Annotated in this window: 22 protein-coding genes; 14 read left to right on the top strand and 8 right to left on the bottom strand. The window is 66.3% G+C overall.

Annotation, left to right across the window (positions count from 1 at the left end; genetic code table 11):
* Window positions 1–18 precede the first annotated feature (18 nt).
* Complete coding sequence (locus CX676_RS13045; protein WP_101753009.1) at window positions 19–543, top strand: DUF3035 domain-containing protein; 525 nt, start codon at window positions 19–21, stop codon at window positions 541–543.
* Between the two features lie 26 nt (window positions 544–569).
* Here CX676_RS13045 and CX676_RS13040 read toward each other — a convergent pair whose 3' ends face one another.
* Window positions 570–1,538, bottom strand: coding sequence for a YVTN family beta-propeller repeat protein (locus CX676_RS13040; RefSeq protein ID WP_101753008.1), 969 nt, complete (start codon window positions 1,536–1,538; stop codon window positions 570–572).
* Window positions 1,539–1,558: 20 nt separating this feature from the next.
* Entirely contained in the window at window positions 1,559–2,776 is a 1,218-nt protein-coding gene (locus CX676_RS13035; RefSeq protein ID WP_101753007.1) for an ABC transporter substrate-binding protein, read from the bottom strand.
* 172 nt (window positions 2,777–2,948) lie between these two features.
* Here CX676_RS13035 and pedF point away from each other — a divergent pair, with 172 nt between their 5' ends.
* Both pedF and CX676_RS13025 read left to right on the top strand, forming a co-directional pair.
* Window positions 2,949–3,662, top strand: a complete 714-nt coding sequence (pedF, locus tag CX676_RS13030; protein ID WP_101753006.1) for a cytochrome c-550 PedF — start codon at window positions 2,949–2,951, stop codon at window positions 3,660–3,662.
* 10 nt (window positions 3,663–3,672) lie between these two features.
* Window positions 3,673–4,692 (top strand): substrate-binding periplasmic protein, encoded by a 1,020-nt coding sequence (locus CX676_RS13025; RefSeq protein WP_232816450.1) that lies wholly within the window; start codon window positions 3,673–3,675, stop codon window positions 4,690–4,692.
* 6 nt (window positions 4,693–4,698) lie between these two features.
* Here CX676_RS13025 and CX676_RS13020 read toward each other — a convergent pair whose 3' ends face one another.
* From CX676_RS13020 to CX676_RS13000, 5 genes are all read right to left on the bottom strand, one after another.
* Window positions 4,699–6,915: a hybrid sensor histidine kinase/response regulator gene (locus tag CX676_RS13020; protein ID WP_101753005.1), complete on the bottom strand. Its 2,217-nt coding sequence runs from the start codon at window positions 6,913–6,915 to the stop codon at window positions 4,699–4,701.
* Window positions 6,912–8,057: an FIST N-terminal domain-containing protein gene (locus tag CX676_RS13015; protein WP_232816449.1), complete on the bottom strand. Its 1,146-nt coding sequence runs from the start codon at window positions 8,055–8,057 to the stop codon at window positions 6,912–6,914. The genes CX676_RS13020 and CX676_RS13015 overlap by 4 nt, the downstream gene beginning before the upstream one ends.
* Entirely contained in the window at window positions 8,054–8,764 is a 711-nt protein-coding gene (locus tag CX676_RS13010) for a response regulator transcription factor (protein ID WP_101753004.1), read from the bottom strand. The genes CX676_RS13015 and CX676_RS13010 overlap by 4 nt, the downstream gene beginning before the upstream one ends.
* Before the next feature lie 62 nt (window positions 8,765–8,826).
* The gene (locus tag CX676_RS13005) at window positions 8,827–9,726 is read right to left on the bottom strand and encodes an FAD:protein FMN transferase (protein WP_101753003.1); all 900 of its coding nucleotides are present in this window, start codon (window positions 9,724–9,726) and stop codon (window positions 8,827–8,829) included.
* Window positions 9,723–11,816: a 4Fe-4S binding protein gene (locus CX676_RS13000; RefSeq protein ID WP_101753002.1), complete on the bottom strand. Its 2,094-nt coding sequence runs from the start codon at window positions 11,814–11,816 to the stop codon at window positions 9,723–9,725. The genes CX676_RS13005 and CX676_RS13000 overlap by 4 nt, the downstream gene beginning before the upstream one ends.
* A gap of 126 nt (window positions 11,817–11,942) precedes the next feature.
* Here CX676_RS13000 and CX676_RS12995 point away from each other — a divergent pair, with 126 nt between their 5' ends.
* The 5 genes from CX676_RS12995 (at window position 11,943) to dnaJ (ending at window position 18,880) form a co-directional block, all read left to right on the top strand.
* Entirely contained in the window at window positions 11,943–12,497 is a 555-nt protein-coding gene (locus CX676_RS12995) for an SEL1-like repeat protein (RefSeq protein WP_101753001.1), read from the top strand.
* Between the two features lie 151 nt (window positions 12,498–12,648).
* Entirely contained in the window at window positions 12,649–14,460 is a 1,812-nt protein-coding gene (locus CX676_RS12990; RefSeq protein WP_101753000.1) for a PQQ-dependent methanol/ethanol family dehydrogenase, read from the top strand.
* A 415-nt stretch (window positions 14,461–14,875) separates the two neighbouring features.
* Window positions 14,876–15,511, top strand: coding sequence for a LysE family translocator (locus CX676_RS12985; protein ID WP_101752999.1), 636 nt, complete (start codon window positions 14,876–14,878; stop codon window positions 15,509–15,511).
* A gap of 217 nt (window positions 15,512–15,728) precedes the next feature.
* The gene (gene dnaK / locus CX676_RS12980; RefSeq protein ID WP_101752998.1) at window positions 15,729–17,651 is read left to right on the top strand and encodes a molecular chaperone DnaK; all 1,923 of its coding nucleotides are present in this window, start codon (window positions 15,729–15,731) and stop codon (window positions 17,649–17,651) included.
* A 74-nt stretch (window positions 17,652–17,725) separates the two neighbouring features.
* Entirely contained in the window at window positions 17,726–18,880 is a 1,155-nt protein-coding gene (dnaJ, locus tag CX676_RS12975; protein ID WP_101752997.1) for a molecular chaperone DnaJ, read from the top strand.
* Window positions 18,881–18,919: 39 nt separating this feature from the next.
* Here dnaJ and yiaK read toward each other — a convergent pair whose 3' ends face one another.
* Window positions 18,920–19,933 carry a 3-dehydro-L-gulonate 2-dehydrogenase gene (gene yiaK, locus CX676_RS12970; protein ID WP_101752996.1) on the bottom strand — a complete coding sequence of 338 codons (1,014 nt, stop codon included), beginning with the start codon at window positions 19,931–19,933 and terminating at the stop codon, window positions 18,920–18,922.
* Window positions 19,934–20,053: 120 nt separating this feature from the next.
* Between yiaK and radC the strand changes: the two genes are divergently transcribed.
* The 6 genes from radC to CX676_RS12940 all read left to right on the top strand — a co-directional run bounded on the left by radC (window position 20,054) and on the right by CX676_RS12940 (window position 26,009).
* Window positions 20,054–20,836 (top strand): RadC family protein, encoded by a 783-nt coding sequence (radC, locus tag CX676_RS12965; protein ID WP_101752995.1) that lies wholly within the window; start codon window positions 20,054–20,056, stop codon window positions 20,834–20,836.
* A gap of 294 nt (window positions 20,837–21,130) precedes the next feature.
* Window positions 21,131–21,691, top strand: coding sequence for a ubiquinol-cytochrome c reductase iron-sulfur subunit (gene petA / locus CX676_RS12960; RefSeq protein WP_101754325.1), 561 nt, complete (start codon window positions 21,131–21,133; stop codon window positions 21,689–21,691).
* An 11-nt stretch (window positions 21,692–21,702) separates the two neighbouring features.
* Window positions 21,703–23,025 (top strand): cytochrome b, encoded by a 1,323-nt coding sequence (petB, locus tag CX676_RS12955; protein ID WP_101752994.1) that lies wholly within the window; start codon window positions 21,703–21,705, stop codon window positions 23,023–23,025.
* A 549-nt stretch (window positions 23,026–23,574) separates the two neighbouring features.
* Entirely contained in the window at window positions 23,575–24,387 is an 813-nt protein-coding gene (locus CX676_RS22960; protein WP_269801964.1) for a cytochrome c1, read from the top strand.
* A gap of 96 nt (window positions 24,388–24,483) precedes the next feature.
* Window positions 24,484–25,365, top strand: a complete 882-nt coding sequence (locus CX676_RS12945; protein WP_101752992.1) for a ribokinase — start codon at window positions 24,484–24,486, stop codon at window positions 25,363–25,365.
* A complete protein-coding gene (locus CX676_RS12940; RefSeq protein WP_101752991.1) occupies window positions 25,362–26,009 on the top strand; it encodes a fumarylacetoacetate hydrolase family protein in 648 nt (215 codons plus the stop codon). The genes CX676_RS12945 and CX676_RS12940 overlap by 4 nt, the downstream gene beginning before the upstream one ends.
* Window positions 26,010–26,011: the final 2 nt, after the last annotated feature.

Here is a 26,011-nt window from a genome sequence, read left to right as displayed (position 1 = left end):
ACAGAGGGCAGGCACAGTATGCGGGCATTCGCGCTGACATTGACGATCACGGCCGGGCTTGGACTGGCCGCTTGCAGCAACGATCCGCGGCTGATGAACCTGAAATCCGGTCAGGACGGGCCGGACGAGTTTGCCATCCTGCCGACGAAACCCCTGTCCATGCCGCCCGACCTCGCGCTGCTGCCGACGCCGACGCCCGGTGGTGGCAACATTACCGACCCGACGCCCTTCGGCGATGCCGTGGGCGCGCTTGGCGGCAACCCGGCGCGGCTGGCCAATAACGGCGTCGGCGCGGCCGATGGCGGGCTGGTTTCCTATGCCTCGCGTTACGGTGTTCAACCGAACATCCGCGGCGAGTTGGCGCAGGCCGATGTCGAATGGCGCTCGGACCATTCGCGCAAGCTCTTGGAGCGGCTGGCCCAGACCAGCGTCTACATGCGGGCCTATCGCCCGATGACGCTGGATTCGGATGCCGAGCTCTTGCGCTGGCGCCGCGCCGGGGCGCAGACCCCAAGCGCACCGCCGCCGCCCGCCGACGAATAAGCCTGCCGACGAATAAGACGGCGCGATCAGGGCCGCGTCGCCGCGCCCCAGGGATAGCGACCGACCTTGATGGTCTTGACCGGGTTGCGGCTGGCCACGTCGATCACCGTCACATCGCCCGATACGCCGTTGGTGGTGAAGAGCTGGCTCATGTCCGGTGAAAACGCCATGTGCCAGACCCGGCGGCCAACCAGCACGTAATCCTCGACCTCGAGGGTCTTCATGTTGACCACGGCGACATGGTTCGCCGGACCCAGCGCCACCCAGGCAAATTCGCCCTTCTCGTCGAACTCGAAACCGACAGGCTGAATCTTGTCGGGATGAATGTTCGGCATGTCGAAGCGCACCTTGCCGAGTTCTGCCTGAGTCTTGGCGTCGAAGACCGTGATGGTGCCGCCGATCTCGGAACTGACCCACAATTGCCCGCCGTCATGGGTGAACTCGGCATGACGGGGTCGCGAGTCGACCAGGGTATTGGCGAAAAGCTGCTGCGTCCCAGTATCGATCCAATGCGCCATATTGGTGGTTTCCGAGGTGGTGATGGCGATCTTGCCATCGGGGCTGACGGCCATGCCCTCGGGCTCGATCCCCACATTGATCTGGGCGACCACCTTATGCGTCTCGGTGTCGACGACGGTGGTGATCGCGTCATCCTCGTTGGCGATATAGAGATGCTTGTCATCGGGATGCAGGACGAATTGCTCGGGGTCCTCACCCGAGGGCAGGTCATGCAGGATCTCGCCCGTCTCCGGGTCCATCACCTGCACCGTGTCGCTGTCCGAGGCGCAGATATAGACGACGCTGTAATCCTTGCTGAAGGTGATGCCGCGCGGGCGCTCGCCGGTCGGGATGGTGCGGGTCACCTCCAGCGTCGCCACGTCGATCACGCTGATCGAGTTGTCCTTCTCATTGGTGACCCAGATCTCGGCGGCATGGGCCATCGGGGCGGCGGACAGGGCGGCCAGAATCGGGGCGGAAAGGGCAAGACAGCGCATGGCAAACGTCCTTGGTCAAATCAGTCGGAAAAGGCGGAGCAGGCGGATTCGGCGCGGTCGGTGCCAAGCGTGTCGAGCTCGGTCACCTGATGCATGAAGCCCTCGATCGGGGCGAGCGCGACCACGGCGCGGTCGCTGACCAGCGGGATCGGCTGGCGCATCTGGCCGTTCCAGTCGCGGAAGCTTTGCGGGCGGCCCTTGAACCCGGCCAGTTGGAACTGGTCGGAGAGAAGGAAATCCCGCAGCGCGGCCGGATCGGAGCTGTTCAGCCGCGTCACCGCCTCGCCCACGGCGCGGACGGCCGCCCAAGCGGCGTAATCGGCCGATTGCATCTCGCGCCCGTTCAGGTCGATGAAGCGGCTTTGCAACTGCGCCGCGCCCGATTGTTCGACCGAAGGCGACCATGCCGCCGGCACGATGCCCTCGGTGCCCCCGGTGGGACGGGGAAGCCAGGTGTTGAAAGGGATGTAACGGTCGAAATCGTCCAATGTGTCCGACAGTAGCAGCAGGTCGTAATCGCCGAAATCCTGGGTGAACAGCGGCACCTCGGCGCTGGCATTGCGGCGCATGTCGGCGTCAAAAGCCCAGGTCTTGCGGGCGGCGATCTTCTGCCCGAATTTCGTGGCCGAGGCTTCCAGCGCGGCGGAAAATTCCGCATCGCCCGGATGCTCGCCCTCGATCAGCACCAGATCCGACCATTGTCGCCAGGCGATGAACTGCATCAGCGCATCGGTCAGCATCGAATCCGAGGGCGCGGTGTGAAGCAGGTTCCGGCGGCAATCGGCACCGCGCAAGCTGTCCTCGCCACGCGCGATGTTGAAGATCAGCGCCCCCTGCGCCTCGGGCAGGTCGGCGATCTGGATCATGGTCTGGGCCGGGGCATCGACCAGCAGGAAGGGGGTCGCGGCCAGTGCCGAGCGGGCGGCGGCCAGCGCATCCTCGCCCTCGGGCACGAGGGTTTCGGTCAGCTGGTAGTCATGGCCCATGAAGCTGCCGGTGGTGGCATTGTCCTCGCGCCCCAGCCTCGCGCCGGCAAGGCCGGTATCGGCGGGCGGCGGGGCAAGGTTCGACAGGATCGGCGGGGCAGGCTGTTCGACCTTCAGCCAGCCGATGGGTACCGGCAGCGGCTCTTTCGCGGCTGTCTGGGCCAGCGCGGGCGTTGCCAAAACTGCGACCAGAAGCGCCGCGATTGGTAAGCTGCGCCAGTCGCAGCGGGCGGCCTGTGCCGGTCCGGTCATCCTCGTCCTCCCCTTTCGGAAAGAATAAAAACTGTCGCGGACATGCCCAATTCGACCATGGTCCCATGCCGCTCTGCTGCGGCGCGGCGCGGCGCGACCAATGTCGAATAGCCGTGAAGGACCGCCCCGACTTAGACCAAGGGCAAGGTGACAGGCTGAGGAGGAGTTTGCCATGTCCGGACTTGCGAAACCGACCGAACGGCTGATCCTGGCCGCGATCCTGAGCGTGGCGACGCTGACCCCCGCTGCCGTTCTGGCCCATGGCGACGTGGCGCCGCAGGCCGTTGATACGGCCGGCCTGCCCGAGATCGCCGCCGATGACTGGGCGACCGTCAACCCCTACCGCGCCGATACCGCCGGCGACGAGGTGTTCAACAAGGCGGTCGAGATCGGCGCCTCGGGCTATAACCAGAACTGCGCCCGCTGCCACGGGCTCGAGGCGATCTCGGGCGGGCTGGCCCCCGACCTGCGCTATCTCGAGGCCGAGGAATATGGCGATGAATGGTTCATCGAACGCTTCCGCGAGGGCTACACGCAGGACGGCGTGACCAAGATGCCGGCCTTTGGCGAGCTTCTGGGCCCGGCGGCTGCCTGGGCGATCCGCAGCTATGTCGAAAGCCGCCCCGATGACGGGCAGGTGACCGAGGCCGCGCCGGAGCTGACCGAGATCCGCGACTCGCTGAAGGCCGCAGCCGATGGCGGCAGCGCCGACAGTGCGGCGATTGCGGCGCGTCTGACCGAGATTGCCGGTGCCATCGAGACCCTGTCGGGCGCCCCGGTTTCGGACAATATCGCCATCCGCGCGGCCCATGTGCTGGAAGCCAAGCCCGAAGCCTATGGCGAGGCGGCCGAGGTGTTGACCATCGGGCTGTCGGCGGCGCATTGATGCCGATGTGATGCGGATGCGAACGAATTTCATCGCAGGCAAGGGGGCGCAATGCGCCCTTTTCGCCGTTCTGGCGCTTGGTCTTGTCATGCCAACTGCCGCACAAGAGGCTGGGACGAAAGCCCCGCTGTCGCCCTTCGCCGTCACCACCCCGCCTTCAGCCGAAACGGCCAAGGGCAAGCAGGACCCCTGCGCCGATTTCGTGCCGCAGGCGAAGCCGCAGAATGCCAGCCGCGACATCGTCGGGCAGGATCTGGATCAGGTGCGGGAACGCGGCTTCATGACCTTCGCCGTCTATGACGCCTATCCACCCTATTCGTGGCTCGAGGGTGAGACGCCGCGCGGAGTGGATGTGGACATCGCCAAGCTCATCGCCGGCGAGATCGGGGTCGAGCCGCGCTTTACCTTCGTCATGTCGGGCGAGAATCTGGAAACCGACCTGAGGTTGAACATCTGGCAGGGCTCGGCGCTGAATGCGCCGGTGTCGAACGTGATGATGCGCGTCCCCTATGACAGCCATTTCGCCTGCCGGGTCGAGCAGGTAGTGTTCAACGGCCAATATGCCGAGGAATCCATCGCCATCGCCTATGCCAAGAAGGATTACCCCGAGAACCCGCCGGTGCCCGCCTATTTCCGCATCGATACGGTGGGGGTCGAGAATGACTCGATCTCGGATTTCTACCTGACCAGTTTTGCCGGCGGGCAGACGGCGGCGGGCGTGCGGCGCTATCCGACCGTGGCGGCGGCGATGCAGGCGCTGGCGGATGGCGAGGTGATGGCGGCGATGGGGCCGCGCGGGCAGCTGGAATATGCCATTGCCGAGCTGGGCCCCAAGGCCGGGATCGGGCTGCACCAGCCGCCCTTGCCGGGGCTGGCCAAGTCGCGCTGGACGCTGGGGACGGGCGAACATTTCGCCCATCGGCCTCTGGCCTATGCGGTGGATGACGCCATCGCGGCAGGTCTGGCCGATGGCCGCATCTCGAAGATCTATGACAGCTACGGCATGACCCACCAGCCGCCCGAGAGGTAAGGGCTTTCAACCCTCGGAGGGTGTGACCGAGGCCAGAAAGCTGCGCAGGGCGTCGGTGTCCAGCGGCTTTGGCAACAGCGCCATCCCCTCGGCCAGACAGGCCTCGACCAGCGTCGCCGAGCGGTCGGCCGAGATGATCCGGCCGGGGCGGCGGCCAAAGCGCAGCTCGACCTCGCGCGCCAGATCGAGCCCGGTTTCGCCCTCGCCCAGCTGATGGTCCAGCAGCACCGCATCCGGGGCGATGCCGGTCTCGTCCAGCAGCACCAGCGCCTCGGCATAGCTGCCGGCCTCCAGCACGCTGACGCCCCAGCTGTCCAGAAGGCCGACCATCGCCTCGCGCATCTGGTCATCGTCATCGACCAAGAGCACGATCAGCCCGTCACCCGGCAGGGTCTGGTCTTCGGCATCCGACAGATTGCCGGCCGCGATGGTCAACAGCGGTGCGGCCCCCGACCCGGCCAGCGGCAGCGTCACCTTGAACACGGTGCCCTTGCCGGGGATCGAGCAGAGTTCGAGGTGATGCCCCAGTCGCGCGCAGGCGCGTTCGACGATGGCAAGGCCAAGACCCATGCCCTCGCTGGCGCTGGCACGGCGGTTCAGCCGGCGGAACTCCTCGAAGATCACCCGCTGATCGGCCTCGCGGATGCCGGGGCCGGTATCCCAGACCTCCAGCCTGAGCGCGCTGCCCTGCCGCCGCGCACCGACCAACACCCGGCCCGAGGCGGTATAGCGGATGGCGTTCGACATCAGGTTCTGCAGCACCCGGCGCAGGAAGCCAGCATCGCTGACCACATGGGCGGCGCTTGGCATCACCCGCAGGTCCAGCCCCTTGGCCTCGGCCTGCGGCGCCAGCGCATTGGCGACCGGGATCAGGATCTCGTCCAGCGGGAAGACATAGCGATCCAGCGGCTCGTCATCGCTGTCCAGGCGCGAGATATCCAGCAGCGCCTCGATGATGTCCTCGACATTCTGCAGCGCCTGTTCGGCCTTGGCGATGGTCTCGGCCTGCGGCCCCTCTTTGGCGCCCATCAGGTAGAGCTTCGCGGCTGACAGCGGTTGCAACAGGTCATGGCTGGCGGCGGCGACGAAACGGTTCTTGGCGGCGTTCGAGCGTTCGGCCCCGCGCAGGGCCAGCTGCAATTCGGCGGTGCGGGCGCGCACGCGATCTTCCAGCGACTGGTTCACCCGGGTCAGGTCGGCCAGACTGGCGCGTTCCTCGGTCACGTCGGTCAGGCTGATGATGAAACCGTCATCCGGCAGGTGCTGCATGAAGGTTTCCAGCGTGCTGCCGTGACGGTCCGAGAGTTCCTGGAATACCGGCGCCCCGCGGCGGCTGTGGTCGCGCACCCAGTCGGTGATGCGGTGGCGCGCCTCGGCATCGGGCAGCACGAACATCTGCTGCAACTGCTCGGCCACGCGTTCGAAATCCGCACCGATGCGGAAGGCGGTGGGCGGCAGGCGGGTGAGGATGCGGAATTGAGAGTTCCACAGCACCAGCCTTGCGTCGCGGTCGAACACCGCCACGCCCTGCACCAGATGATCCAGCGCCGCGCGGATCACTTGCGACTGGTTGTCCAACAGGTTCTCGCGCGCCGCGCGTTCGGCCCGGATCAGGTCGGTCACGTCGGTCTGGATGATGGCGGTGCCGCCATTGGCGGTGCGGTGCTCGCTGATCTGCAGCCAGTGATCGCCGGCGAGCCCGATGGTCAGGTTGGCATGGGGCTGACCGTGGCTTTGCAGCCGCGCCTCGCGCCAGTCGTCGCGGCTGACCCCGCGCGGCAGGCGCAGATGGGCGCTGTCACTGGCCAGCGAGATATAGCTGGTAAATCCCATGCCCAGCCACAGCCGGTCCCGCACATCGCGCAGCCCCCAGCAGAAGCGGCTGTTATAGAGCTTCAGCCGGTCGTCCTGATCGAACAGCGCAAAGCCTTCTTGCACGGTTTCCAGCGCGCTTTCGACATCGCGCCGCTCGCGTTCGATCAGGGTATTGGCCTGCGACAACTGCTCGTTGCTTTCGTTCAGCAGACGCAGCGCGGTTTCCAGTTCCGAGGTGCGACGGCGAACCTCTTCCTCCAGCACCACCGCGCGTTCGAAATGGGCATAGGCGGCGCCATCGGCATCGGTCTGGGCCTCGACCCGGCGCATCAGTGCGTCGCAGATCGCCGTCATCTTCGACAGCTTCCGCTCGAGTGAATCGGCGGGGTCCAGCAGGCTTTCGGTCATCGCCGCGCCGGTTGCTGGGGATGGAAGAAGGCCACGCCGGTCATGGTCATGTTCACATGGGTCGCGCCATATTGCTCGCCATAGGTCGAGAAGCCCACCACGTCATGGCGCCGAAAGCTGTCGGACATGGTGCGGCTGGCCTGTGTCTGCTCGGCCTCCTGCCGGCGCAGCACGCAGTCGCAGATCAGCACCCGGTCCAGATCGCCCATCTTGGCGATGGCCTGCAGGTCCTGTTCCAGCGTCTCGGCAATGTCGCGGGTCTGCGCCAGCGTCAGCACCACCCCCTCGTCAATGGCCGAGTAGAAGACCAGATCGCCGTCCTCGGTGACGCGCTGGATCGAGCGGACGTAATACTGCCCGCCCACCCGCACCACCAGAGGATGCGCGGCAAAGGTAAAGGTCGACAGCTGGTCCGGGTCCTTGCCGAGGATGCGGGCATATTCGCGCGCCGCCGGCTCGTCATTGATCCGCCGCACGATGCGGCCGTCGCGGTCGGCCTCGGTCACCACCATGCGCTTGTCGCCGGGTTCCAGGTGGTCGAAGCTGAACACCTTGATCGGGCAATCGGTGCGCAGGAAGGCCAGCACCGCGGCATTGGTCATCACCCGGCCATTATGGGCGACAAGGCAGCGGTGGAATTGCTGGCCGTCGCCGGCCGAGCCGCCAAACAACGGCACCGGCCCCAGCCCCTGCGCCACCATCCGCATCAGCGCGTCCTCGCGCATGGTGATGCCATCGACCATCAGGAAGGCGAATTCATGGTGGAAATCCGGCCCGGCCCGCATCGTCGCCTTGCGGGCAAGGATCAACTCGCGCACCTGCCGCGCGGCATCCAGCGCCCCGAGATCGGGGAAAACCACCGTGGCGGCGCGGAAATGCGCCTTCGGCAGGCCGACGGCGACGATGCGGCCCTCGACATAGCCGCGATCGATCTCTCCGGCGGTGGTGCAGGCGATGACCGCGACCTCGGGCAGGGCCTCGCTGGCGGCGGCGCAGACGGCGGCGAAATCGGCGGCGGGGGAGACGAAAAGCGCTAGCAGCGCCAGATCATCACCAAGCGCCGCGCGCAATTCGCCGCCGACATCGGCGCAATCGGGCGGCAGGTTCGCCACGCGGGTCAGGCGGTCGACAGTCTCGCTCACGTCTCGAACGAACCCAGGTTGCCGATCCGCGCCTCTTGCGCCACTAGCACCGCCTGCGTGCGGCTGTTCACCCCCAGTTTGCGCATGATCGAGGTGACATGCGCCTTGACCGTGGTTTCGGCGATCGACAGCTCATAGGCGATCTGCTTGTTGAACTTGCCCTCGCAGATCAGCGCGAGGATGCGCGCCTGCTGCTGTGTCAGGCTATTTACCCGGTCGGCGGCGGGGTTGCCCGATCCGCCCTCGGAGGGGCGCGGCAGCACCGTGCCCTCGGGCAAAAAGCTCTCGCCCCGCGCCAATGCGTCGAAGGCCGACTGGTAGACATGGCGCTGGCTGTGCTTGGGCACGAAGCCTGCGGCCCCCGCGCTCATGGCGGCGGCGATGATGCGCGGATCGGTGACGGATGATACGATCATCACCAGCGATCCCGGTGCTGCCCGGCGCACCCGTAGCAGCCCCTCCAGCCCGTCCACATCGGGCAGGTTCAGGTCCAGAAGGATGATGTCGGGCGGCGGCGCGCTTTCCAGCCGGATGATCGCCTCGTTCAGCGTCTCGACGGCGGTGACATCGGTGATCCCCCGCACCATGCGAAGCGTGATCGAGATCGCATCGCTGAACAGCGGGTGATCCTCGACGATCAGGGCGGTTTCGATGCGCCGGTTCTGGCCGTCGCGGTTCGATTCGGGGTGTGTGGCGTTCTGCTGCATGAAGCCAGCATATCGCGATTGCGAAGCTTGTCGCCACGGTTGCGTGAAGGACGGGGGACGGCTCATGTCACCTCGGTGATGAGATCGCCATTCGGGGCGATGGCGGTGATGCGGGTGACGGCGGGGCCAGCGCGGCGGAGGATCGCCGCCAGCGCGGCGCGGTCGGCAAGGCAGAGGGCGGTGGAGAGCCCGTCGGCCAGCGCGGCGTTCTCGGCCTCGACGCTGAGAGTGGACCAGATCGGGGCGGTTTTCCCGGCAGGATCAAGGATATGCGGCGCGGCCCCCAGCATCAGGGCAGTCGGTGAGGAGGTGGCGATGGCATTGCCCTGAAGTCGCCGGTCCAGCACCAGCCCAAGGCCCGGATCGCTAACCCCCACCCGCCACGGCCCGCCAAGCGCGGCAAATTCGCCCAGATCGACCAGCGCGCGGGTCAGGCCATGCTGCGCCAGCACCGCGCGCACCGCATCGGCGGCAAAGCCCTGCGCGATGCCGTTCAGCGTCAGCGCCTGCCCCGGCGCAAGTTGCACCCGATCGGCGGTGATCCGAACGCCGTCCCAGCCAATCAGCGCGCGGGCCGGGCCGGGGTCGCCCCCCTCGGCCAGCGCCCGCCAGAGCGGCTGCACCGTCGGATCGAAGCGGCCTTCGGTCAGCGCATGGACATGGCCGGCAAGCCGCAGCAGGGCAAGAAAATCCGGGTCGGGATCGTCCAGCCGTCCGCCCGCATTCAGCCGCGACAGTGCCGAGCCGGGGCGGTAGAGGCTGAACAGGTCCTCGATCTGCGCCATCCTGGCCAGCGCGGCAGTCAGGGCCGGGCCGGTCTGCCCGGGTGGCCCGTGCAGCGTCAGACGGGCATCGGCGCCCATGACCACGCCCTGCCAGTCGGCGGGGGCGGCCTGCGTGGGACGGGCCAGCGCTGAGAAGGCGGTGACGGCGAGAAAGCGGCGGCGGGTCAGGGCGCTCATTCCGCCGCCTCCGGGATGCGCAGCGCGCGGCGGCGCGACAGGACCAACGGCACGCATTGGCGCGCATCATCATGGATGGTGACGCAATCGAGGCATTGGAAGCACTCGGCATAGTCGATCTCGCCCGATTTGCGGATCGCCGCATAATTGCAGCGCACCCGGCACAGCTGGCAGGGCGTGCCGCATTCGGCCCGGCGCGGAATCCAGTCGCGCCCGCGCAGCGCCCCGCCGATCGCCATCAGCGCGCCAAGCGGGCAGAGATAGCGGCAGAAGCCCTTGAAGACGAACATGCCGAGGACCAGCCAGAAACCGGCATAGGCGACATAATACCAGTCGCGGATGAAGAAGACGGTGATGGCGGTCTTGAACGGCTCGATCTCGACCGCCTTGTCGAGATGGCCGGGCGAGATCAGCATGGTGGCGACCAGCCCTGCCAGCGCGGCGAATTTCACCAGCTTCAGCCGGGCGTCCCAGACCGCGCGCGGCTCGATCCGGGGCAGGCGCAGGGCGCGGCCGATGTGATGGGCGAATTCCTGCAACGCGCCGAAGGGGCAGAGCCAGCCACAGAAAAGCCCGCGCCCCCAGAGGAAGAAACCAAGGATCGCGGCGCCCCAGATCACCAGCGAGAACGGGTCATAGAGGAGGAAGTTCAGGCTGCCCCCATCGATCAGCGCCCGGGCGGTTGCCAACGGCGTGACGATGGAAAGCTGTCCCTGACCCCACCAGCCGACGAAACCCACCACGACCGCAAGGATCGCCAGCCGCACCGGGGTAAAGCTGCGCAATCCGGCCAGCCAGCTTTGGCGCAGCAGCAGAAGCGGCAGCAGCGCCGCCAGCCCCCCGGCCAGCAGGATCAGGTCGCTTTCGCGGTTCAGCAGCGCCTCGCGCCAGGGCGGCAGGGTCTGCGGCGGCTCGATCGTTTTGAAGAATCGCGGGTCGGAGCGCGCGGCGATCTGGATGTGCTGGCTGCCGGTCTCGGGCTGGAACATGCCGTGCTGGCGCACGATCTGGACGTTCAGCAGCCAGTCCTGCACGGGGTTGAAGCCAAGCCGGCGGTCGGTGCGCAGGATCATCGCCGTGCCGTCATGTAGCGCCTCGGGCACCTGATCCGACAACCCGACCAGCAGATCGGCATCGCGCAGCGCCACCGGCAAGCCGCCCTGCTCTGCCGTCAGCCGGTCGGGCGCGGTATTCCTGACGAAATCCGGCGAAACCAGCCCGTGCCGGCCCGTGTCGATCACCAGCAGCGGCTCATCATCGGGCGAGATCTGCTGGAAATCCTGCAACTCGGCCAGCGTGCTCGCGTCCAGCGCGGCGCGGGCGACCGAGGGCGGGCCGATATCGATCAGCCAGAGGTCCAAAAAGGGCGCCTCGGGCTCGGCCTTGGCCTCGGGGTCGTCATCGGCCCAGATCGTGCCTTTGAACAGGGCGTCCACCTCGGCATTGCTGACCCGGCGATGCGCCGCCAGCCCCTGCGCCACCAGATCATCCCAGCTCAGCGTCTCGTCATGATCCGGGTCGGGCGCGGCGGGCGGGCCGCTGGCAATGCCCTGCATCCGCTCGCGCGCCACCTTCAGCGCCGCTGCCAGCAGGGTTTCATGGGCGATGCGGACGCTGGCCGTGGCCTTGGTCACACCGTCCAGATAGATCAGATCGCTGCCCGCCCCGCCCGCGCCATAGGCGTTGCCGACGACCATCGGATCGGCGATCGACAGGCCCGGATATTGCTCGAAGAAGGCATGGAACGGCGCCTGACCCAGACCCGAGACGAAGATCGGCTCGTTATGGTCCAAGAGCTTCACATCCAGGAAGCGGCCGTTCAGGTCCAGCACCACCAGCATGTTGATCGGTGCGCCCGAGAAGCCGGGAAGGGGCGCCAGCGGTCCGGTCTCGAAGACATAACCTGCCAGCGCCCCGCCGGAATTCAGCAACTCGTAAACCCCGTCCTCGCTGAGCGGTTCGCCCAAGGTCATCGGCGGCACGATCAGCGCGGCGATGCGTTCGGGCGGGCTGGGCATCACCTTGGGGGCCGCCTCGATGCGGGCGGGCAAGGCCAGAAGGACAAAGAGGACGATCAGAACTGCGCGCATGGCCCTCAGCCTAATCGTGGGCCGGGTTTGGCCGTAGTTCGACTTAGGTCTTGGCCGGGGGTTACGACCATGGTCCGTCTGGTCAGCTGGGCCGCGCAACCCTAGCCTCACCGGCAGGAGGTGAGAATGTCTGAGCCTGCAACCTTCCCCTGCATCGCCGCCCTTGCCCTCACGCTGGCTTTGCCGGCCGTGGCGCAGCAATCCGATCCTTACGGCACGCTCAATCCCGACGAGCAGAGCATGGAGCGGATGATCCAGAACGCCCGCGAGGGCAAGCTGGACATGATGACCTGCGCCTCGGGCTATGCCATGACCAAGAAGGGCGAACACGGCATTGCGCGCGAGACCTTCACCGCCTGCGCCGATGCCGGCTGGACAGCGGCGATGACCTGGATGAGCCAGCTCGATAATAACGCGCTGGCCGGTCCTTATGACCCCGATGCCGCCGCAGAATGGAGCCGCCGTGCCGCCGAGGCCGGCGATCCGATCGGCAAGTTCAACCATGGGCTCGACCTGATCCGCGGCTATGGCGTGGCGCGGGACGAGGATGCCGGGCGGGCGCTGATCGATCAGGCCGCCGCCGAGGGCGTCGATTCCGCCATCCGCTTGCGCAACGCCGGTTACGACCCCGACGAGGTGACGCCGGATGCCGACAACTGGCGTTATGGGCCGATGTTCTGATCGGCCTTGTGATCCGCCGCTATGCGGCGAATCAAATCGGCGCAAATCTCATACCAAAGTCTTACGACAATACGAGAATTGATCGGTTTCGGGCCCCGGACTTAACTCGGCGAAGCGTGCGCGAGATGCGCCACCGCGAGGGAGGATACCGATGAAATTACTCACCGCGACCGCAATGCTGGCGGTCATGATGGCAGTGCCGGCTCTGGCGCAGGTCACCGAGGAAGACCTGGCCAAGGACCAGAGCGTGACCGAGACGGTGCTGACCAATGGCATGGGCCGCGATCTGCAGCGCTTCAGCCCGCTGGACAAGATCAACAAGGAAAACGTCAAGCAGCTGGTTCCGGCCTGGGCCTTCTCGATGGGCGGCGAAAAGCAGCGCGGTCAGGAAACCCAGCCGCTGATCTATGACGGGGTGATGTATGTCACCGGCTCCTATTCGCGGCTTTACGCCATCGACGTGAAGACCGGCGAGGAACTGTGGCAATACGACGCCCGCCTGCCCGAAGGCATCCTGCCCTGCTGCGACGTCATCAACCGGGGCGCCGCGATCTATGGCGACAAGATCTATTTCGGCACGCTGGACGCGCGCATCGTGGCGCTGGACCTGAAGACCGGCGATGTCGTCTGGCGCGACCAGATCGCCGATTACAAGGCCGGCTACAGCTACACCGCCGCGCCGCTGATCGTCGACGGGCTGGTCATCACCGGCAACTCGGGCGGTGAATTCGGCATCGTCGGCGAGGTGCAGGCGCGCAATGCCGATACCGGCGAGGTGGTCTGGACCCGTCCGATGATCGAGGGTCACATGGGCACCTTCAACGGCGCCGAAAGCACCATGACCGGCACACTGAACGCGACCTGGCCAGGGGATCTGTGGAAGACCGGCGGTGGCGCGACCTGGCTCGGCGGTTCCTACGACCAGGACACCAAGACGCTGGTCTTCGGCGCGGGCAACCCCTCGCCTTGGAACAGCCACCTGCGTGGCGCCGGCACCCCGGTCGAAGGCAACAAGGGCGACAACCTCTATGCCGCCTCGCGCGTCGGCATCGATCCGGCCAATGGCGAGATCAAGTGGCATTTCCAGACCACGCCGCGCGAGGGCTGGGACTATGACGGCGTGAACGAGGTGGTGTCCTTCACCGATGCCGAGGGTGCCAAGAAATACGCGACCGCCGACCGCAACGGCTTCTTCTACGTGCTGAACCGCGAGGACGGGAAATTCCTGAACGCCTGGCCCTTCGTCAAGGACATCACCTGGGCCTCGGGCATCGACGAGACGGGCCGGCCGATCTTCGTCGAGGAGAACCGCCCGGGCGACCCGACCGCCGCGACCGAGGGCAACAAGGGCGCGACCGTCTTTGCCTCGCCCAGCTTCCTTGGCGGCAAGAACTGGATGCCGATGGCCTTCAGCCAGAATACCGGCCTGTTCTATGTGCCCTCGAACGAATGGGGCATGGACATCTGGAACGAGCCGATCACCTACAAGAAGGGCGCCGCCTATCTGGGCGCAGGCTTTACCATCAAGCCGAACTACGAGGACCATATCGGTTCGCTGAAGGCCATCGATCCGATGACCGGCGAATGGAAATGGGAGTTCAAGAACGGTGCTCCGCTGTGGAGCGGCGTGATGACCACCGCCGGCGGGCTGGTCTTCTTCGGCACGCCCGAGGGCAAGTTCATCGCGCTGGATGACAGCACCGGCGAGGAACTGTGGTCGTTCCAGACCGGCTCGGGCATCGTCGGGCAGCCGGTGACCTGGGACATGGATGGCGAGCAATATGTCTCGATCGTCTCGGGCTGGGGCGGCGCGGTTCCGCTCTGGGGTGGCGAGGTGGCCAGCAAGGTCAACTACCTGAACCAGGGTGGCATGGTCTGGACGTTCAAGCTGCCCTCGGGCGCCAGCACCGCCGCGACCGAACCCGCTGGAGAAGCACCGGCGGAAGCCGCCTCCAACGGCTGACGTCCGATCTGACATCTCCCTGCAGAACGGCACGACAGCGCCCCGCCGGCCCGAAAGGTCGGCGGGGTTATTTTGTTGGGTTTCCTGTGTCGTTTCAGGACCGTCCAATTTCACCGGCTGATCTGGAGACATCGCCCGGAACAAGGGTCGCAGACCCGCCGGGCGAGCGCCTGCCCGTCCGGGCGGGCTGGCGCTTGGGTGACGCTGGTCCCGAGTTCAGGCAACAGAGGGCCTTGGCACCATAAATCGCGCAGGCGTGCCGTCGGCAGCGCCATCCCACGGCCAGGCGCTCGCCCTGTGTTCCAGCCGGGGCATCGGGTCGGGCGACCGATCTTCCATGCGCTCCCCGCACTTCCCGCTTGACCCACGGCCAAACTCCTGTCCAATCGGCGCGCCCCCACGTTGCGAGCCCGCCATGGACCTGACCCAGATCCTGACCTTTGCCAGCGTCACTGCGCTGCTGGTGATGTCGCCCGGCCCGAATGGCCTGTTGATCGCCAAGACTGTGCCCACATCCGGGCGCGCGGCGGGATTTGCCAATATCGCCGGGTTCATCGCCGCCTTCTTCGTCCACGGCACGCTGTCGATCCTCGGCATCTCGGCCATCCTGATGGCCTCGGCCACGGCTTTCGCCTTCATCAAGCTCTTGGGCGCGGCCTACCTGATCTGGATCGGGGTCAAGGCGCTGATCGGCGCATGGCGCGGCGGCACGCCCCCCGTCGAGGTTCAGGCCGCGCGCCGACCGCGCAGTCTGCGCCGCGCTTTCGTCGAGGGGTTCCTGACCAATGCGCTCAATCCCAAGGTCTCGATGTTCTATCTCGCGGCCTTCCCGCAATTCATCGCCGCCAGCCATGCGGGCATCGGGTCGGCCTATCTTCTGGTGGTCGTTCACAGCCTGATCAACGCGCTGTGGTTCGGCTGGATGGTGCTGATGTTCGCCCAGCTTGGACGCTTCAGCCGCAGCACCCGCGTGCAGCGCTGGCTGAAGGGGGTGACGGGGGTCGTCTTCATCGGCTTCGGGCTGAAGCTGGCCAGCCTTCGTCAGGGCTGAAGCAGACCGGCAGGAATTGGTCCGCATTCGACATTTTTCCCGGCATTCCTGCCCGCTCATCGGCTTGCGGGTCCGAAATGGCTTCCTATATAGACCAGCGAAGGCCGGACGTTGTCTGTCACCCTGTGCAGGCAGCGGCTCGGAACTCATGGGATCGGGCCGCGGAGGCCGTAATGGATCCGGGGCCCATTATATCGCCGTAAGAAAGGTTACATGAATGTCTAAAGTCATTGGGATCGACCTTGGCACCACCAACAGCTGCATCGCCATCATGGACGGCAGCCAGCCCAAGGTTATCGAGAACAGCGAGGGTGCGCGTACGACCCCCTCGATCGTCGCCTTCACCGAGGGTGAGCGACTGGTCGGCCAGCCGGCGAAACGCCAGGCGGTGACCAACCCCAGCAATACCATCTTCGCCGTCAAGCGCCTGATCGGTCGCCGCCTGACCGACCCCGAGGTCGAGAAGGATCGCAAGCTGGTGCCCTACGACATTGTCGATGGCGGCAATGGCGACGCCTGGGTCGAGGCCCGGGGCGAGAAATATTCCCCTTCGCAGATCAGCGCCATGATCCTGCAGAAGATGAAGGAAACGGCCGAGAGCTACCTGGGCGAGACGGTCACCCAGGCGGTCATCACGGTTCCGGCCTATTTCAACGACGCACAGCGTCAGGCCACCAAGGACGCGGGCAAGATCGCCGGTCTCGACGTGCTGCGCATCATCAACGAGCCGACCGCGGCCGCGCTGGCCTATGGTCTGGACAAGAAGGAAAACAAGACCATCGCGGTCTATGACCTTGGCGGCGGTACCTTCGACATCACCATCCTGGAAATCGACGACGGTCTGTTCGAGGTGAAATCGACCAACGGGGATACCTTCCTCGGCGGCGAAGATTTCGACATGAAGATCGTCAACTACCTGGCCGACGAGTTCAAAAAGGAACATGGCGTCGACCTGACCAAGGACAAGATGGCGCTCCAGCGCCTGAAAGAGGCGGCGGAAAAGGCCAAGATCGAATTGTCGAGCGCCAGCCAGACCGAGATCAACCAGCCGTTCATCTCGATGGACAAGAACAGCGGCGTGCCGCTGCACATGGTGGTCAAGCTGACCCGTGCCAAACTGGACAGCCTTGTCGGCGATCTGGTCAAGCGCACGCTGAAGCCCTGCCAGGACGCGCTGAAGGATGCCGGCGTCTCGAAGGGTGACATCGACGAGGTGATCCTCGTCGGCGGTCAGACCCGGATGCCGCTGGTCATCGAGGAAGTGACCAAGTTCTTCGGCAAGGAACCCCACAAGGGCGTGAACCCCGATGAGGTCGTGGCACTGGGTGCCGCGGTTCAGGGTGGCGTGCTTCAGGGCGACGTGAAGGACGTGGTTCTGCTCGACGTGACCCCGCTGTCGCTGGGGATCGAGACGCTGGGTGGCGTGTTCACCCGCCTGATCGACCGCAACACCACCATCCCGACCAAGAAAAGCCAGATCTTCTCGACCGCCGAGGACAACCAGAACGCCGTGACGATCCGGGTCTTCCAGGGCGAGCGCGAGATGGCCGCCGATAACAAGATGCTGGCGCAGTTCAACCTCGAGGACATTCCGCCGGCACCGCGTGGTCTGCCGCAGATCGAGGTGACCTTCGACATCGACGCCAACGGCATTGTTTCGGTTTCAGCCAAGGACAAGGGCACCGGCAAGGAACAGAATGTCACCATCCAGGCCTCGGGCGGTCTCTCCGACGAGGATATCGAGCGGATGGTGAAGGATGCCGAGGAAAACGCCGATGCCGACAAGTCCCGGCGCGAGCTGATCGAAGCCAAGAACCAGGCCGAAAGCCTGATCCACTCGACCAAGAAATCGCTGGAAGAGCACGGCGACAAGGTCGATGGCTCGACCGTCGAGGTGATCGAGCTGGCCGTCGGTGCGCTGGAAGAAGCCGTCAAGTCCGAGGATGCCGGCAAGATCAAGTCGGGGATCCAGAACGTCATGGATGCGTCCATGAAACTGGGCGAGGCGATCTACAAGGCGCAGTCGGCGGAGGGCGCGTCCGACGAGGGCGATGCTGACCGTGACGGTCCGCGTGACGTGGATGACGATATCGTCGATGCCGATTTCGAAGATCTCGGCGACGACAAGAAACGGGGCTGATCCCCGCCACACTTCTGGGGCCGGTCCGCAGCGCGGGCCGGCTTCTTCCGTGAGGGTCCGGAACAGGAAACTACATGGCTAAGCGCGACTATTACGACGTTCTGGGTGTGACTCGCGGTGCTTCCACCGACGAGATCAAGAAGGCCTATCGCCAGAAGGCGAAAGAGCTGCACCCCGATCGCAACATGACCGACAACAGCTGCGAGGCCCGCTTCAAGGAAGTGAACGAGGCCTACGAATGCCTGAAGGACGACCAGAAAAAGGCCGCCTATGACCGCTTTGGTCACCAGGCCTTTGAAAATGGCGGCGGCTTCGGCGGACGTGGCGGGCATCCGGGAGATTTCGGCTCGGCCTTCGCCGATGTGTTCGAGGATCTCTTCGGCGACATGATGGGCCGTCGCGGCGGCGGCGGCGGGCGTACCCGGGCGCAGCGCGGGCAGGACCTGCGCTATAACCTGCGGGTGACGCTGGAAGAGGCCTACCAGGGCCTGCAGAAAAAGATCACCGTTCCCGGCTCGGTCACCTGCGAAGAATGCAATGGCACCGGTGCCGAGGGCGCGATCGAACCGACCACCTGCCCGACCTGCTCGGGCATGGGCAAGGTGCGGGCGCAACAGGGCTTCTTCACCGTCGAACGCACCTGCCCGACCTGTGCCGGTCAGGGCCAAATCGTCAAGAATCCCTGCAAATCCTGTGCCGGCGCTGGCCGGATCGAGCGGGAACGCACGTTGTCGGTGAACATCCCGGCGGGGGTCGAGACCGGCACCCGCATCCGTCTGGCCGGCGAGGGCGAGGCGGGGATGCGCGGCGGTCCCTCGGGCGATCTCTATATCTTCGTCGAGGTGCAGGAACACGCGATCTTCCTGCGCGACGGCAAGATGCTGGCCTGCCAGGTGCCGGTCAGCATGGTCACGGCCACGCTTGGCGGCGAGGTCGAGGTGCCCAGCATCGATGGCGGCCGCTCGCGGGTGAAGGTGCCGGCAGGCAGCCAGACCGGCCGGCAGATGCGCCTGCGCGGCAAGGGCATGCCGCCCCTGCGTCACGGCGCCGGCGCCCATGGCGAGCCGGGCGACATGCTGATCGAGCTGACGGTGGAAACGCCGGTCAACCTGACCGCACGGCAGAAAGAGCTGCTGCGCGAGTTCGAAAGCGTCAAGGCCGACAACAGCCCGCAATCGACCAGCTTCTTCAACAAGGTCAAGGGCTTCTGGGACGACATGACCAGCTGACTCGGTGGGGCGGGCAGTCCCGCCCGCCCCGCCTTCCCCTCAGGCCAGCGCCTGCACCTCGGCCCAGACCTTTTCGTCCACCGGCACGCCGTCCTGCAGGTTCTCGGCCCGCATGCGCCGGGTATTCTGCCCCGGATAGGTGACACCTCGCCCGGCCTCGGCCGGGGTCGATGACGCCAGATGCCGGGCCATGCCCGCCAGCGTCTCGCGCAGGTGGTCGGCGCTGCCAAGCGTCTCGGGATCGAAACCCATGTAGATCTGCGAGCAGCCAGTGCAGCTGCCTTCGCCCACCTTGTCGATGCCATCGGTCGCCAGCCCCTCGGACAGCGCCGCCGCCAGCACATCCAGAACGATCGACAGCCCCGCACCCTTCCACAGCCCGGTCGGCAGGATCCGCCGCGTCGCCTCGATCGCCGCCGGGTCGGTGGTCAGCTCGCCCGCGCTGTCAAAGCCGCCCGGATAGGGCAGTTGCCGGCCCTGCTGCCGCGTCACCTCCAGCTTGCCATAGGAATATTGCGACATCGCCATGTCGAGGACCAGCGGCGCATGATCCGGCGTGCCGGGCAGGGCGATGACCAGGGGGTTGTTGCCGATCCGCGCATCGGTCCCGCCCCAGGCCGGCATGACAGATTCGGTATTGGTCCAGGCGATCAGGATCTTGCCGGCCTCGGCCGCCCGCCAGCCATAGGCGCCGCCGCGCATCCAATGGGTGGTGTTGCGCAGCGCGACAATGCCGCAGCCCTGTTCCGCCGCGATCGCCAGTGCCCGGTCGGTCGCCGCCAGCGCGTTCAGCACGCCCGGACCGCGCCGTCCGTCCCAGATCTCGATCGGGCCGACGCGGCGGGCCAGCGCGGGCTCGGCCCCGGCATCGACCCAGCCGCGTTGCAGGTAATCGACAAAGCGCGGCACGCGGTTCAGCCCGTGCGAGGCAACGCCGTCGCGGCTCGATTCCGCATGGATCCGGGCGCAGATCCTCGCCTTGTCGGGGGCCATGCCGGCGCGCCGGAAGGCGGCCTCGATTGTGTCTGCAACGGTGTCGAATGGCACGCGCATCTGTTGTCCTCCCTCGTTCACCGGCAGTTGATCGCTTTCTTTCCCCAAGGGAAAGAGCCGCCGGTGATCCTGCGCGGTTTCTTTACCGAATCTTCAGCCCCGCCGTGCCAGCCTGCCGCCATGGCCCCGAATCGCGCCTTTTCCGAAGCACCGCTGCCGCTGTTCTTGCCGGCTGCGGATGATGTCGGCCTGCTGCGTCCCGTCGTCGCAGGGCCGCCGGGCAAGGCGGCACCGTCCTATCTCGTCGATCACCGCGCCCGGCTGCGCGACCGCCTGCTGAGCGGTGGGGCGGCGGCCATGCCGGATTATGAGCTGCTGGAGTTGATCCTGTTCCGCGCCGTGCCGCGTCAGGACATGAAACCCTTGGCCCGGCTGCTGCTGGACCAGTTCGGCGATTTCAACCGGGTCATCAGCGCCACCCCCCAGCGGTTGCAGGCGGTGCCGGGTGTCGGTCCCGCCGTCATTGCCGAGCTGAAGGTCGTCGAGGCCGCGGCGCAGCGGCTTGCCCGTGCCCGGGTGATGAACCGCCCGGTCCTCTCCAGCTGGCAGGCGCTCTTGGATTATTGCCATACCGCCATGGCCCATGCCGAGACCGAGCAGTTCCGGGTGCTCTATCTCGACCGCAAGAATAACCTGATCGCGGACGAGGAACAGGCCCGCGGCACGGTCGACCATGTGCCGGTCTATCCGCGCGAGATCCTGCGTCGGGCGCTGGAACTGAACGCCTCGGCGCTGATCCTGGTGCATAATCACCCCTCGGGCGACCCCAGCCCCTCCGAGGCCGATATCACCATGACCGCCCGCATCGTCCAGGCCGCGGCCAGCCTGTCGATCACCGTCCATGACCATCTGATCATCGGAAAATCCCGCGAGGTCAGCTTTCGTGCCGAAGGGCTGATCTGATCGCTCTCCGACGATTCGCCCCTCTCGCGTCTCTGCCCAATCATCCGTGCTGAAAATATCCCGCGGGTTCGGGGGCAGCGCCCCCGCCTTGCCGCCCTGACCGGCCCGAGCCGAACCGGCATCCCGGGGCCGCGACAATTTTCCAACAACCCCGGCCCTTTGCCACCATTTGCCCGGGCAAACCCGCTGGACTGACGCGAATTTGACCGCTACAACGCCCCGGCAATGGCTGCCATCCGCGCGGCCCGGATTGTCGTACCGGCCAAGCATAAGGCCCGAACTGGAGAAAAACCCGTGTCCAACGTAGATGATCACGCAGGCACCCGGAGGGACTTCCTCTATTATGCCACGGCCGGGGCCGGCGCCGTCGCCGCAGGTGCCGCCGGCTGGACCCTTGTGAACCAGATGAATCCCTCGGCCGATGTCCAGGCGCTGTCCTCGATCCAGGTCGATGTCAGTGGTGTTCAGCCCGGCTCGCAGCTGACCGTCAAATGGTTGGGCAAGCCCGTGTTCATCCGCCGCCGCACGCCCGAAGAGATCGAGGCGGGCCGCGCCGTCGACCTGGGCGAGCTGATCGACCAGGGCGCCGAGAATGCCAACAAGCCGGACGAGCCGGCGACCGACGAGAACCGCACCATGGACGAGGCCGGCGAATGGCTGGTGATGATCGGCGTCTGCACCCATCTGGGCTGCGTGCCGATCGGCGATGGCGCCGGTGACTTCGGCGGCTGGTTCTGCCCCTGCCACGGCAGCCATTACGACACGGCGGGCCGCATCCGCCGCGGCCCCGCGCCGCAGAACCTGCATATTCCCGTTGCCGAATTCGTCAACGAAACCACGATCAAGCTGGGCTAAGGGGGCACCACATGGCCGGAATTCCGCACGACCATTACGAGCCCAAGACGGGCCTGGAAAAGTGGCTGCATCGCCGCCTGCCGGTGGTCAGCATCATCTATGACACGCTGATGATCCCGACGCCGAAGAACCTGAACTGGTGGTGGATCTGGGGCATCGTCCTGGCCTTCTGCCTGGCGCTGCAGATCGTGACCGGCATCGTGCTGGCCATGCATTACACGCCGCAGGTTGATCTGGCCTTTGCCAGCGTCGAGCACATCATGCGCAACGTGAACGGCGGCTATATGCTGCGCTACCTGCACGCCAATGGCGCCTCGCTGTTCTTCCTCGCGGTCTATATCCACATCTTCCGCGGCCTCTATTACGGCAGCTACAAGGCCCCGCGCGAGGTCACTTGGATCATCGGGATGCTGATCTACCTTGCGATGATGGCCACCGCCTTCATGGGCTACGTGCTGCCCTGGGGTCAGATGTCCTTCTGGGGTGCCACGGTGATCACCGGCCTCTTCGGCGCGATCCCGGGCATTGGCGAATCGATCCAGACCTGGCTGCTGGGCGGGCCCGCCGTGGACAACGCCACGCTGAACCGCTTCTTCTCGCTGCATTACCTCTTGCCCTTCATCATCGCGGCGCTGGTCGTGGTGCATATCTGGGCCTTCCACACCACCGGCAACAACAACCCGACCGGCATCGAGGTGCGCCGCACCTCGAAAGCCGAGGCGGAAAAGGACACGCTTCCCTTCTGGCCCTATTTCGTCATCAAGGACCTGTTCGCGCTGGCGCTGATCCTGGTGGTGTTCTTCGCCGTCGTCGGGTTCATGCCGAACTACCTCGGCCACCCCGACAACTACATCGAGGCGAACCCGCTGGCGACGCCCGCGCATATCGTGCCGGAATGGTACTTCCTGCCCTTCTACGCCATCCTGCGCGCCTTCACCTCGGATGTCTGGGTGGTGATGCTGGTCGAATGGCTGAGCTTCGGCATCATCGACGCCAAGTTCTTCGGCGTGCTGGCGATGTTCGGCGCCATCCTGGTCATGGCGCTGGTGCCCTGGCTCGACACCAGCCGCGTGCGCTCGGGTCGGTTCCGCCCGCAGTTCAAGTGGTGGTTCTGGCTGCTGGCCGTCGACTTCGTCGTGCTGATGTGGGTTGGCGCCATGCCGGCCGAGGGGATCTATCCCTATATCGCGCTGGCCGGCTCGGCCTATTGGTTCGGTTATTTCCTCGTCATCCTGCCGCTTCTGGGCGTGATCGAGAAGCCCGAGCCGATGCCCTCGACCATCGAGGAAGACTTCAACGACCACTACCGGGCCGCGGCCCAGCCTGCCGAGTAAGGAGAGCCGAGAATGACCCTGAGAACCAAGACGCTCTCGGCCGTTTCGGCCCTGCTGATCGGCTCGGCCGGTTTCGCCTTCGCGCAGACCGCAACCACCGAGCAGCCTGCCGAAGCGCAGGTGGTCCCGGCTCCGGCCGAGACGGAAGCGCCGGCTGCGGCCGAGCCCGCTGCCGAGGCCCCCGCTGCCGAGGAACCGGCGGCGGAAGCTCAGGCTGCAGAAGCACCCGATGCGGAAGCCCCGGCGGCCGAGCCTGCCGCTGAACCTGCAGCCGAGCCCGCGGAAGCGGCCCCGGCGGCAGAAGCCCCGGCGGTCGAGACCCCGGAAGAGGCTGCTGCGGATGATACCGCTGCCGATGCCGCCCCGGCCGAAACCGTGGCCGGTCAGCAGGATTCGGAAGAACTGCCGGCCGATGCCTCGGCTGACCAGTCCGAAGCCGAAGAGACCGCCCAGGACGAGACAGCGCCCGCCGCCGACGAAACCGCGGTAGAAACCACCGCGACCGAACAGGACGCGGCCGCCGGCGACACCGCCGAGACCGCCAGCGAGATGGTCGAGGCCGATGCGCCGACCGCAGCCGAAGGCGAAACCACGGCCGAGGCTGACGAGGCTGCCGAACACGCGGCCGAGGAAGAGGGTGGCGATCACGGCGGCGGTCATATCGAGGATATCGCCTTCAGCTTCGAAGGCCCCTTCGGCGCCTATGACCAGTTCCAGCTTCAGCGCGGGCTGCAGGTCTATACCGAGGTCTGCGCAGCCTGCCACGGCATGAAGCAGGTGCCGATCCGCACCCTGCATGACGAGGGCGGCCCCGGCCTGCCCGAGGATCAGGTGCGCGCCTATGCGGCGCAGCTGTCGATCATGGACGAGGAAACCGGCGAAGAGCGTCCGCGCCTGCCGACGGATCACTTCCCGACCGTCAGCGGTGACGGCATGGGTCCGGACCTGTCGCTGATGGCCAAGGCCCGCGCCGGCTTCCACGGCCCCTATGGCACCGGCATCAGCCAGCTGATCAACGGCATCGGCGGCCCGGAATACATCCATGCGATCCTGACCAGCTATACCGGTGAGGACATGGAGCAGGCGGGCACCGTGCTCTACGAGAACACCGCCTTCTCCAGCGGCTATATCGGGATGCCGGCGCCGCTGTCGGATGATCTGGTCACCTACGAGGACGGCACGCCGGCCACGGTCGACCAGATGGCCCGCGACGTGTCGGCCTTCCTGATGTGGACCGCCGAGCCGAAGATGATGGACCGCAAACAGGTCGGCCTGGTTTCGGTGCTGTTCCTGATCGTGCTGTCGGGCCTGCTGTTCTACACCAACAAGCGGCTCTGGGCGCCCCACAAGGGCAAGCACTGATCCCAGACGCAGCGATCGTGATTTCGGAACGCGCCCTTGCCGGGCGCGTTTCTTTTTGTCACATCGGCTTGGCAGGGATCAGCGAAGGGGCAGGCCATGACCGTCTGGAATCTCGGGTCGATCAATATCGACCATACCTATCATCTGCCGCACCTGCCGCGCCCCGGCGAGACGCTGTCGGCCCGTGACTATCGCAAGGGCTTGGGCGGCAAGGGCGCCAACCAGTCGCTCGCCGCAGCGCGCGCCGGGGCCAGCGTGGTCCACCTGGGCGCGGCGGCGCGCTCCGATGACTGGGTGGTCGGACGCCTGACCAGTGCCGGCGTCGACACCACCCATATCGTTCGCCACCACGACCAGGCCACAGGCCATGCCATCATCCTCCTGGACGATGACGGCGAGAATTCCATCGTCATCCATGGCGGCGCCAACCGGACCTTGCAGCAAGAGCAGTTCAAGTCCGCCATCGCCCGGATGAAGGGCAGGGACTTCCTCTTGATGCAGAACGAGACGAACCTGCAGGTCGAACTGGCGCAGGTGGCGGCAAAGCGAGCGGTTCGGGTGGTCTATTCCGCCGCGCCCTTCGACATCGAGGCGCTGCGCGCCGTGCTGCCACATGTCTCGATCATCGCGGTGAACGAGGGCGAGGCAGCGGAACTGACGGCGGCCTTCGGCGAGGATCTGGCGGTCGAGGGGATGCTGATCACCCGTGGCGCCAAGGGGGCGGAATACCGCGATCTGCGCGGCGGGCGCAGCTTCGAGGTGCCGGCCTATCCGGTCGAGGTCGTGGATACCACGGGCGCGGGCGACTGCTTTGCCGGCTATTTCATCGCCGGGCTGGATCGGGGCGACGACATCCCGGTGGCGCTGCGCCGCGCGGCGGCGGCGGCGGCGCTGAAGGTCACCCGCAGCGGCGCCGGTGACGCCATCCCCAAGCTCGACGAGGTCGAGCAATTCCTGGCCAGCAAGGAGCAAGAATGACCCTTCCGACCCCCAGCCTGCCTCTGGACGGCAGCGACTTCCCGGTCCGTCGCATCTTCTGCATCGGCCGCAACTATGCCGACCATGCCGCCGAAATGGGCAACGAGGTTGACCGCGAGAAGCCCTTCTTTTTCACCAAATCCGCCCATGCGCTGACCGGGCCGGGCGATGTGCCCTATCCACCGGGCACCACGGACCTGCACCACGAGGTCGAGCTGGTGCTGGCCATCGGGACGGAGTTGGTCGATGCCACGCCCGAGGCGGCAGCGGCGGCGATCGTCGGGCGGGCCGTGGGCATCGACATGACCCGGCGCGACCTGCAGGCCGAGGCCAAGGACAAGCGCCGCCCGTGGGACGCGGCGAAGGATTTCGATTTCTCTGCGGTGGTCGCGCCGCTGTCCTCGGCCCCTGCCGGCCCCGGCATCCGGCTCACCGTCAACGGGGCGGTGCGGCAGGACGGCCGGCTCGACCAGATGATCTTTTCCGAAGCCGAGATCGTGGCCTTCCTGTCGACCCTCTACCGGCTGATGCCGGGCGACCTGGTAATGACCGGCACGCCCGCCGGCGTCAGTGCCCTGCAGCGCGGGGACCGGATCGAGGCGGAGGTGGACGGATTGCCGCCGCTGAGTGCGCTGATCGTCTGAGC

The sequence above is a fragment of the Paracoccus zhejiangensis genome (assembly GCF_002847445.1).
GTDB classification, from domain to species: Bacteria; Pseudomonadota; Alphaproteobacteria; order Rhodobacterales; family Rhodobacteraceae; genus Paracoccus; species Paracoccus zhejiangensis.
Note: the sequence above shows the minus strand (reverse complement) of the source record. Positions and strands in the feature narration are given on the sequence as shown.

Coding starts and splice junctions, on each gene's coding strand:
- CX676_RS13005 (WP_101753003.1), bottom strand. CDS start 9,726: ATGAGCGCCCTGACCCGCCGCCGCTTTCTCGCCGTCACCGCCTTCTCA.
- petB (WP_101752994.1), top strand. CDS start 21,703: ATGGCCGGAATTCCGCACGACCATTACGAGCCCAAGACGGGCCTGGAA.
- CX676_RS13020 (WP_101753005.1), bottom strand. CDS start 6,915: ATGACCGAAAGCCTGCTGGACCCCGCCGATTCACTCGAGCGGAAGCTG.
- CX676_RS12990 (WP_101753000.1), top strand. CDS start 12,649: ATGAAATTACTCACCGCGACCGCAATGCTGGCGGTCATGATGGCAGTG.
- CX676_RS12995 (WP_101753001.1), top strand. CDS start 11,943: ATGTCTGAGCCTGCAACCTTCCCCTGCATCGCCGCCCTTGCCCTCACG.
- CX676_RS13025 (WP_232816450.1), top strand. CDS start 3,673: ATGCGGATGCGAACGAATTTCATCGCAGGCAAGGGGGCGCAATGCGCC.
- yiaK (WP_101752996.1), bottom strand. CDS start 19,933: ATGCGCGTGCCATTCGACACCGTTGCAGACACAATCGAGGCCGCCTTC.
- pedF (WP_101753006.1), top strand. CDS start 2,949: ATGTCCGGACTTGCGAAACCGACCGAACGGCTGATCCTGGCCGCGATC.
- CX676_RS13035 (WP_101753007.1), bottom strand. CDS start 2,776: ATGACCGGACCGGCACAGGCCGCCCGCTGCGACTGGCGCAGCTTACCA.
- dnaK (WP_101752998.1), top strand. CDS start 15,729: ATGTCTAAAGTCATTGGGATCGACCTTGGCACCACCAACAGCTGCATC.
- CX676_RS22960 (WP_269801964.1), top strand. CDS start 23,575: ATGGTCGAGGCCGATGCGCCGACCGCAGCCGAAGGCGAAACCACGGCC.
- CX676_RS13000 (WP_101753002.1), bottom strand. CDS start 11,816: ATGCGCGCAGTTCTGATCGTCCTCTTTGTCCTTCTGGCCTTGCCCGCC.
- dnaJ (WP_101752997.1), top strand. CDS start 17,726: ATGGCTAAGCGCGACTATTACGACGTTCTGGGTGTGACTCGCGGTGCT.
- CX676_RS12940 (WP_101752991.1), top strand. CDS start 25,362: ATGACCCTTCCGACCCCCAGCCTGCCTCTGGACGGCAGCGACTTCCCG.
- CX676_RS13045 (WP_101753009.1), top strand. CDS start 19: ATGCGGGCATTCGCGCTGACATTGACGATCACGGCCGGGCTTGGACTG.
- CX676_RS12985 (WP_101752999.1), top strand. CDS start 14,876: ATGGACCTGACCCAGATCCTGACCTTTGCCAGCGTCACTGCGCTGCTG.
- CX676_RS13040 (WP_101753008.1), bottom strand. CDS start 1,538: ATGCGCTGTCTTGCCCTTTCCGCCCCGATTCTGGCCGCCCTGTCCGCC.
- CX676_RS12945 (WP_101752992.1), top strand. CDS start 24,484: ATGACCGTCTGGAATCTCGGGTCGATCAATATCGACCATACCTATCAT.
- radC (WP_101752995.1), top strand. CDS start 20,054: ATGGCCCCGAATCGCGCCTTTTCCGAAGCACCGCTGCCGCTGTTCTTG.
- CX676_RS13010 (WP_101753004.1), bottom strand. CDS start 8,764: ATGCAGCAGAACGCCACACACCCCGAATCGAACCGCGACGGCCAGAAC.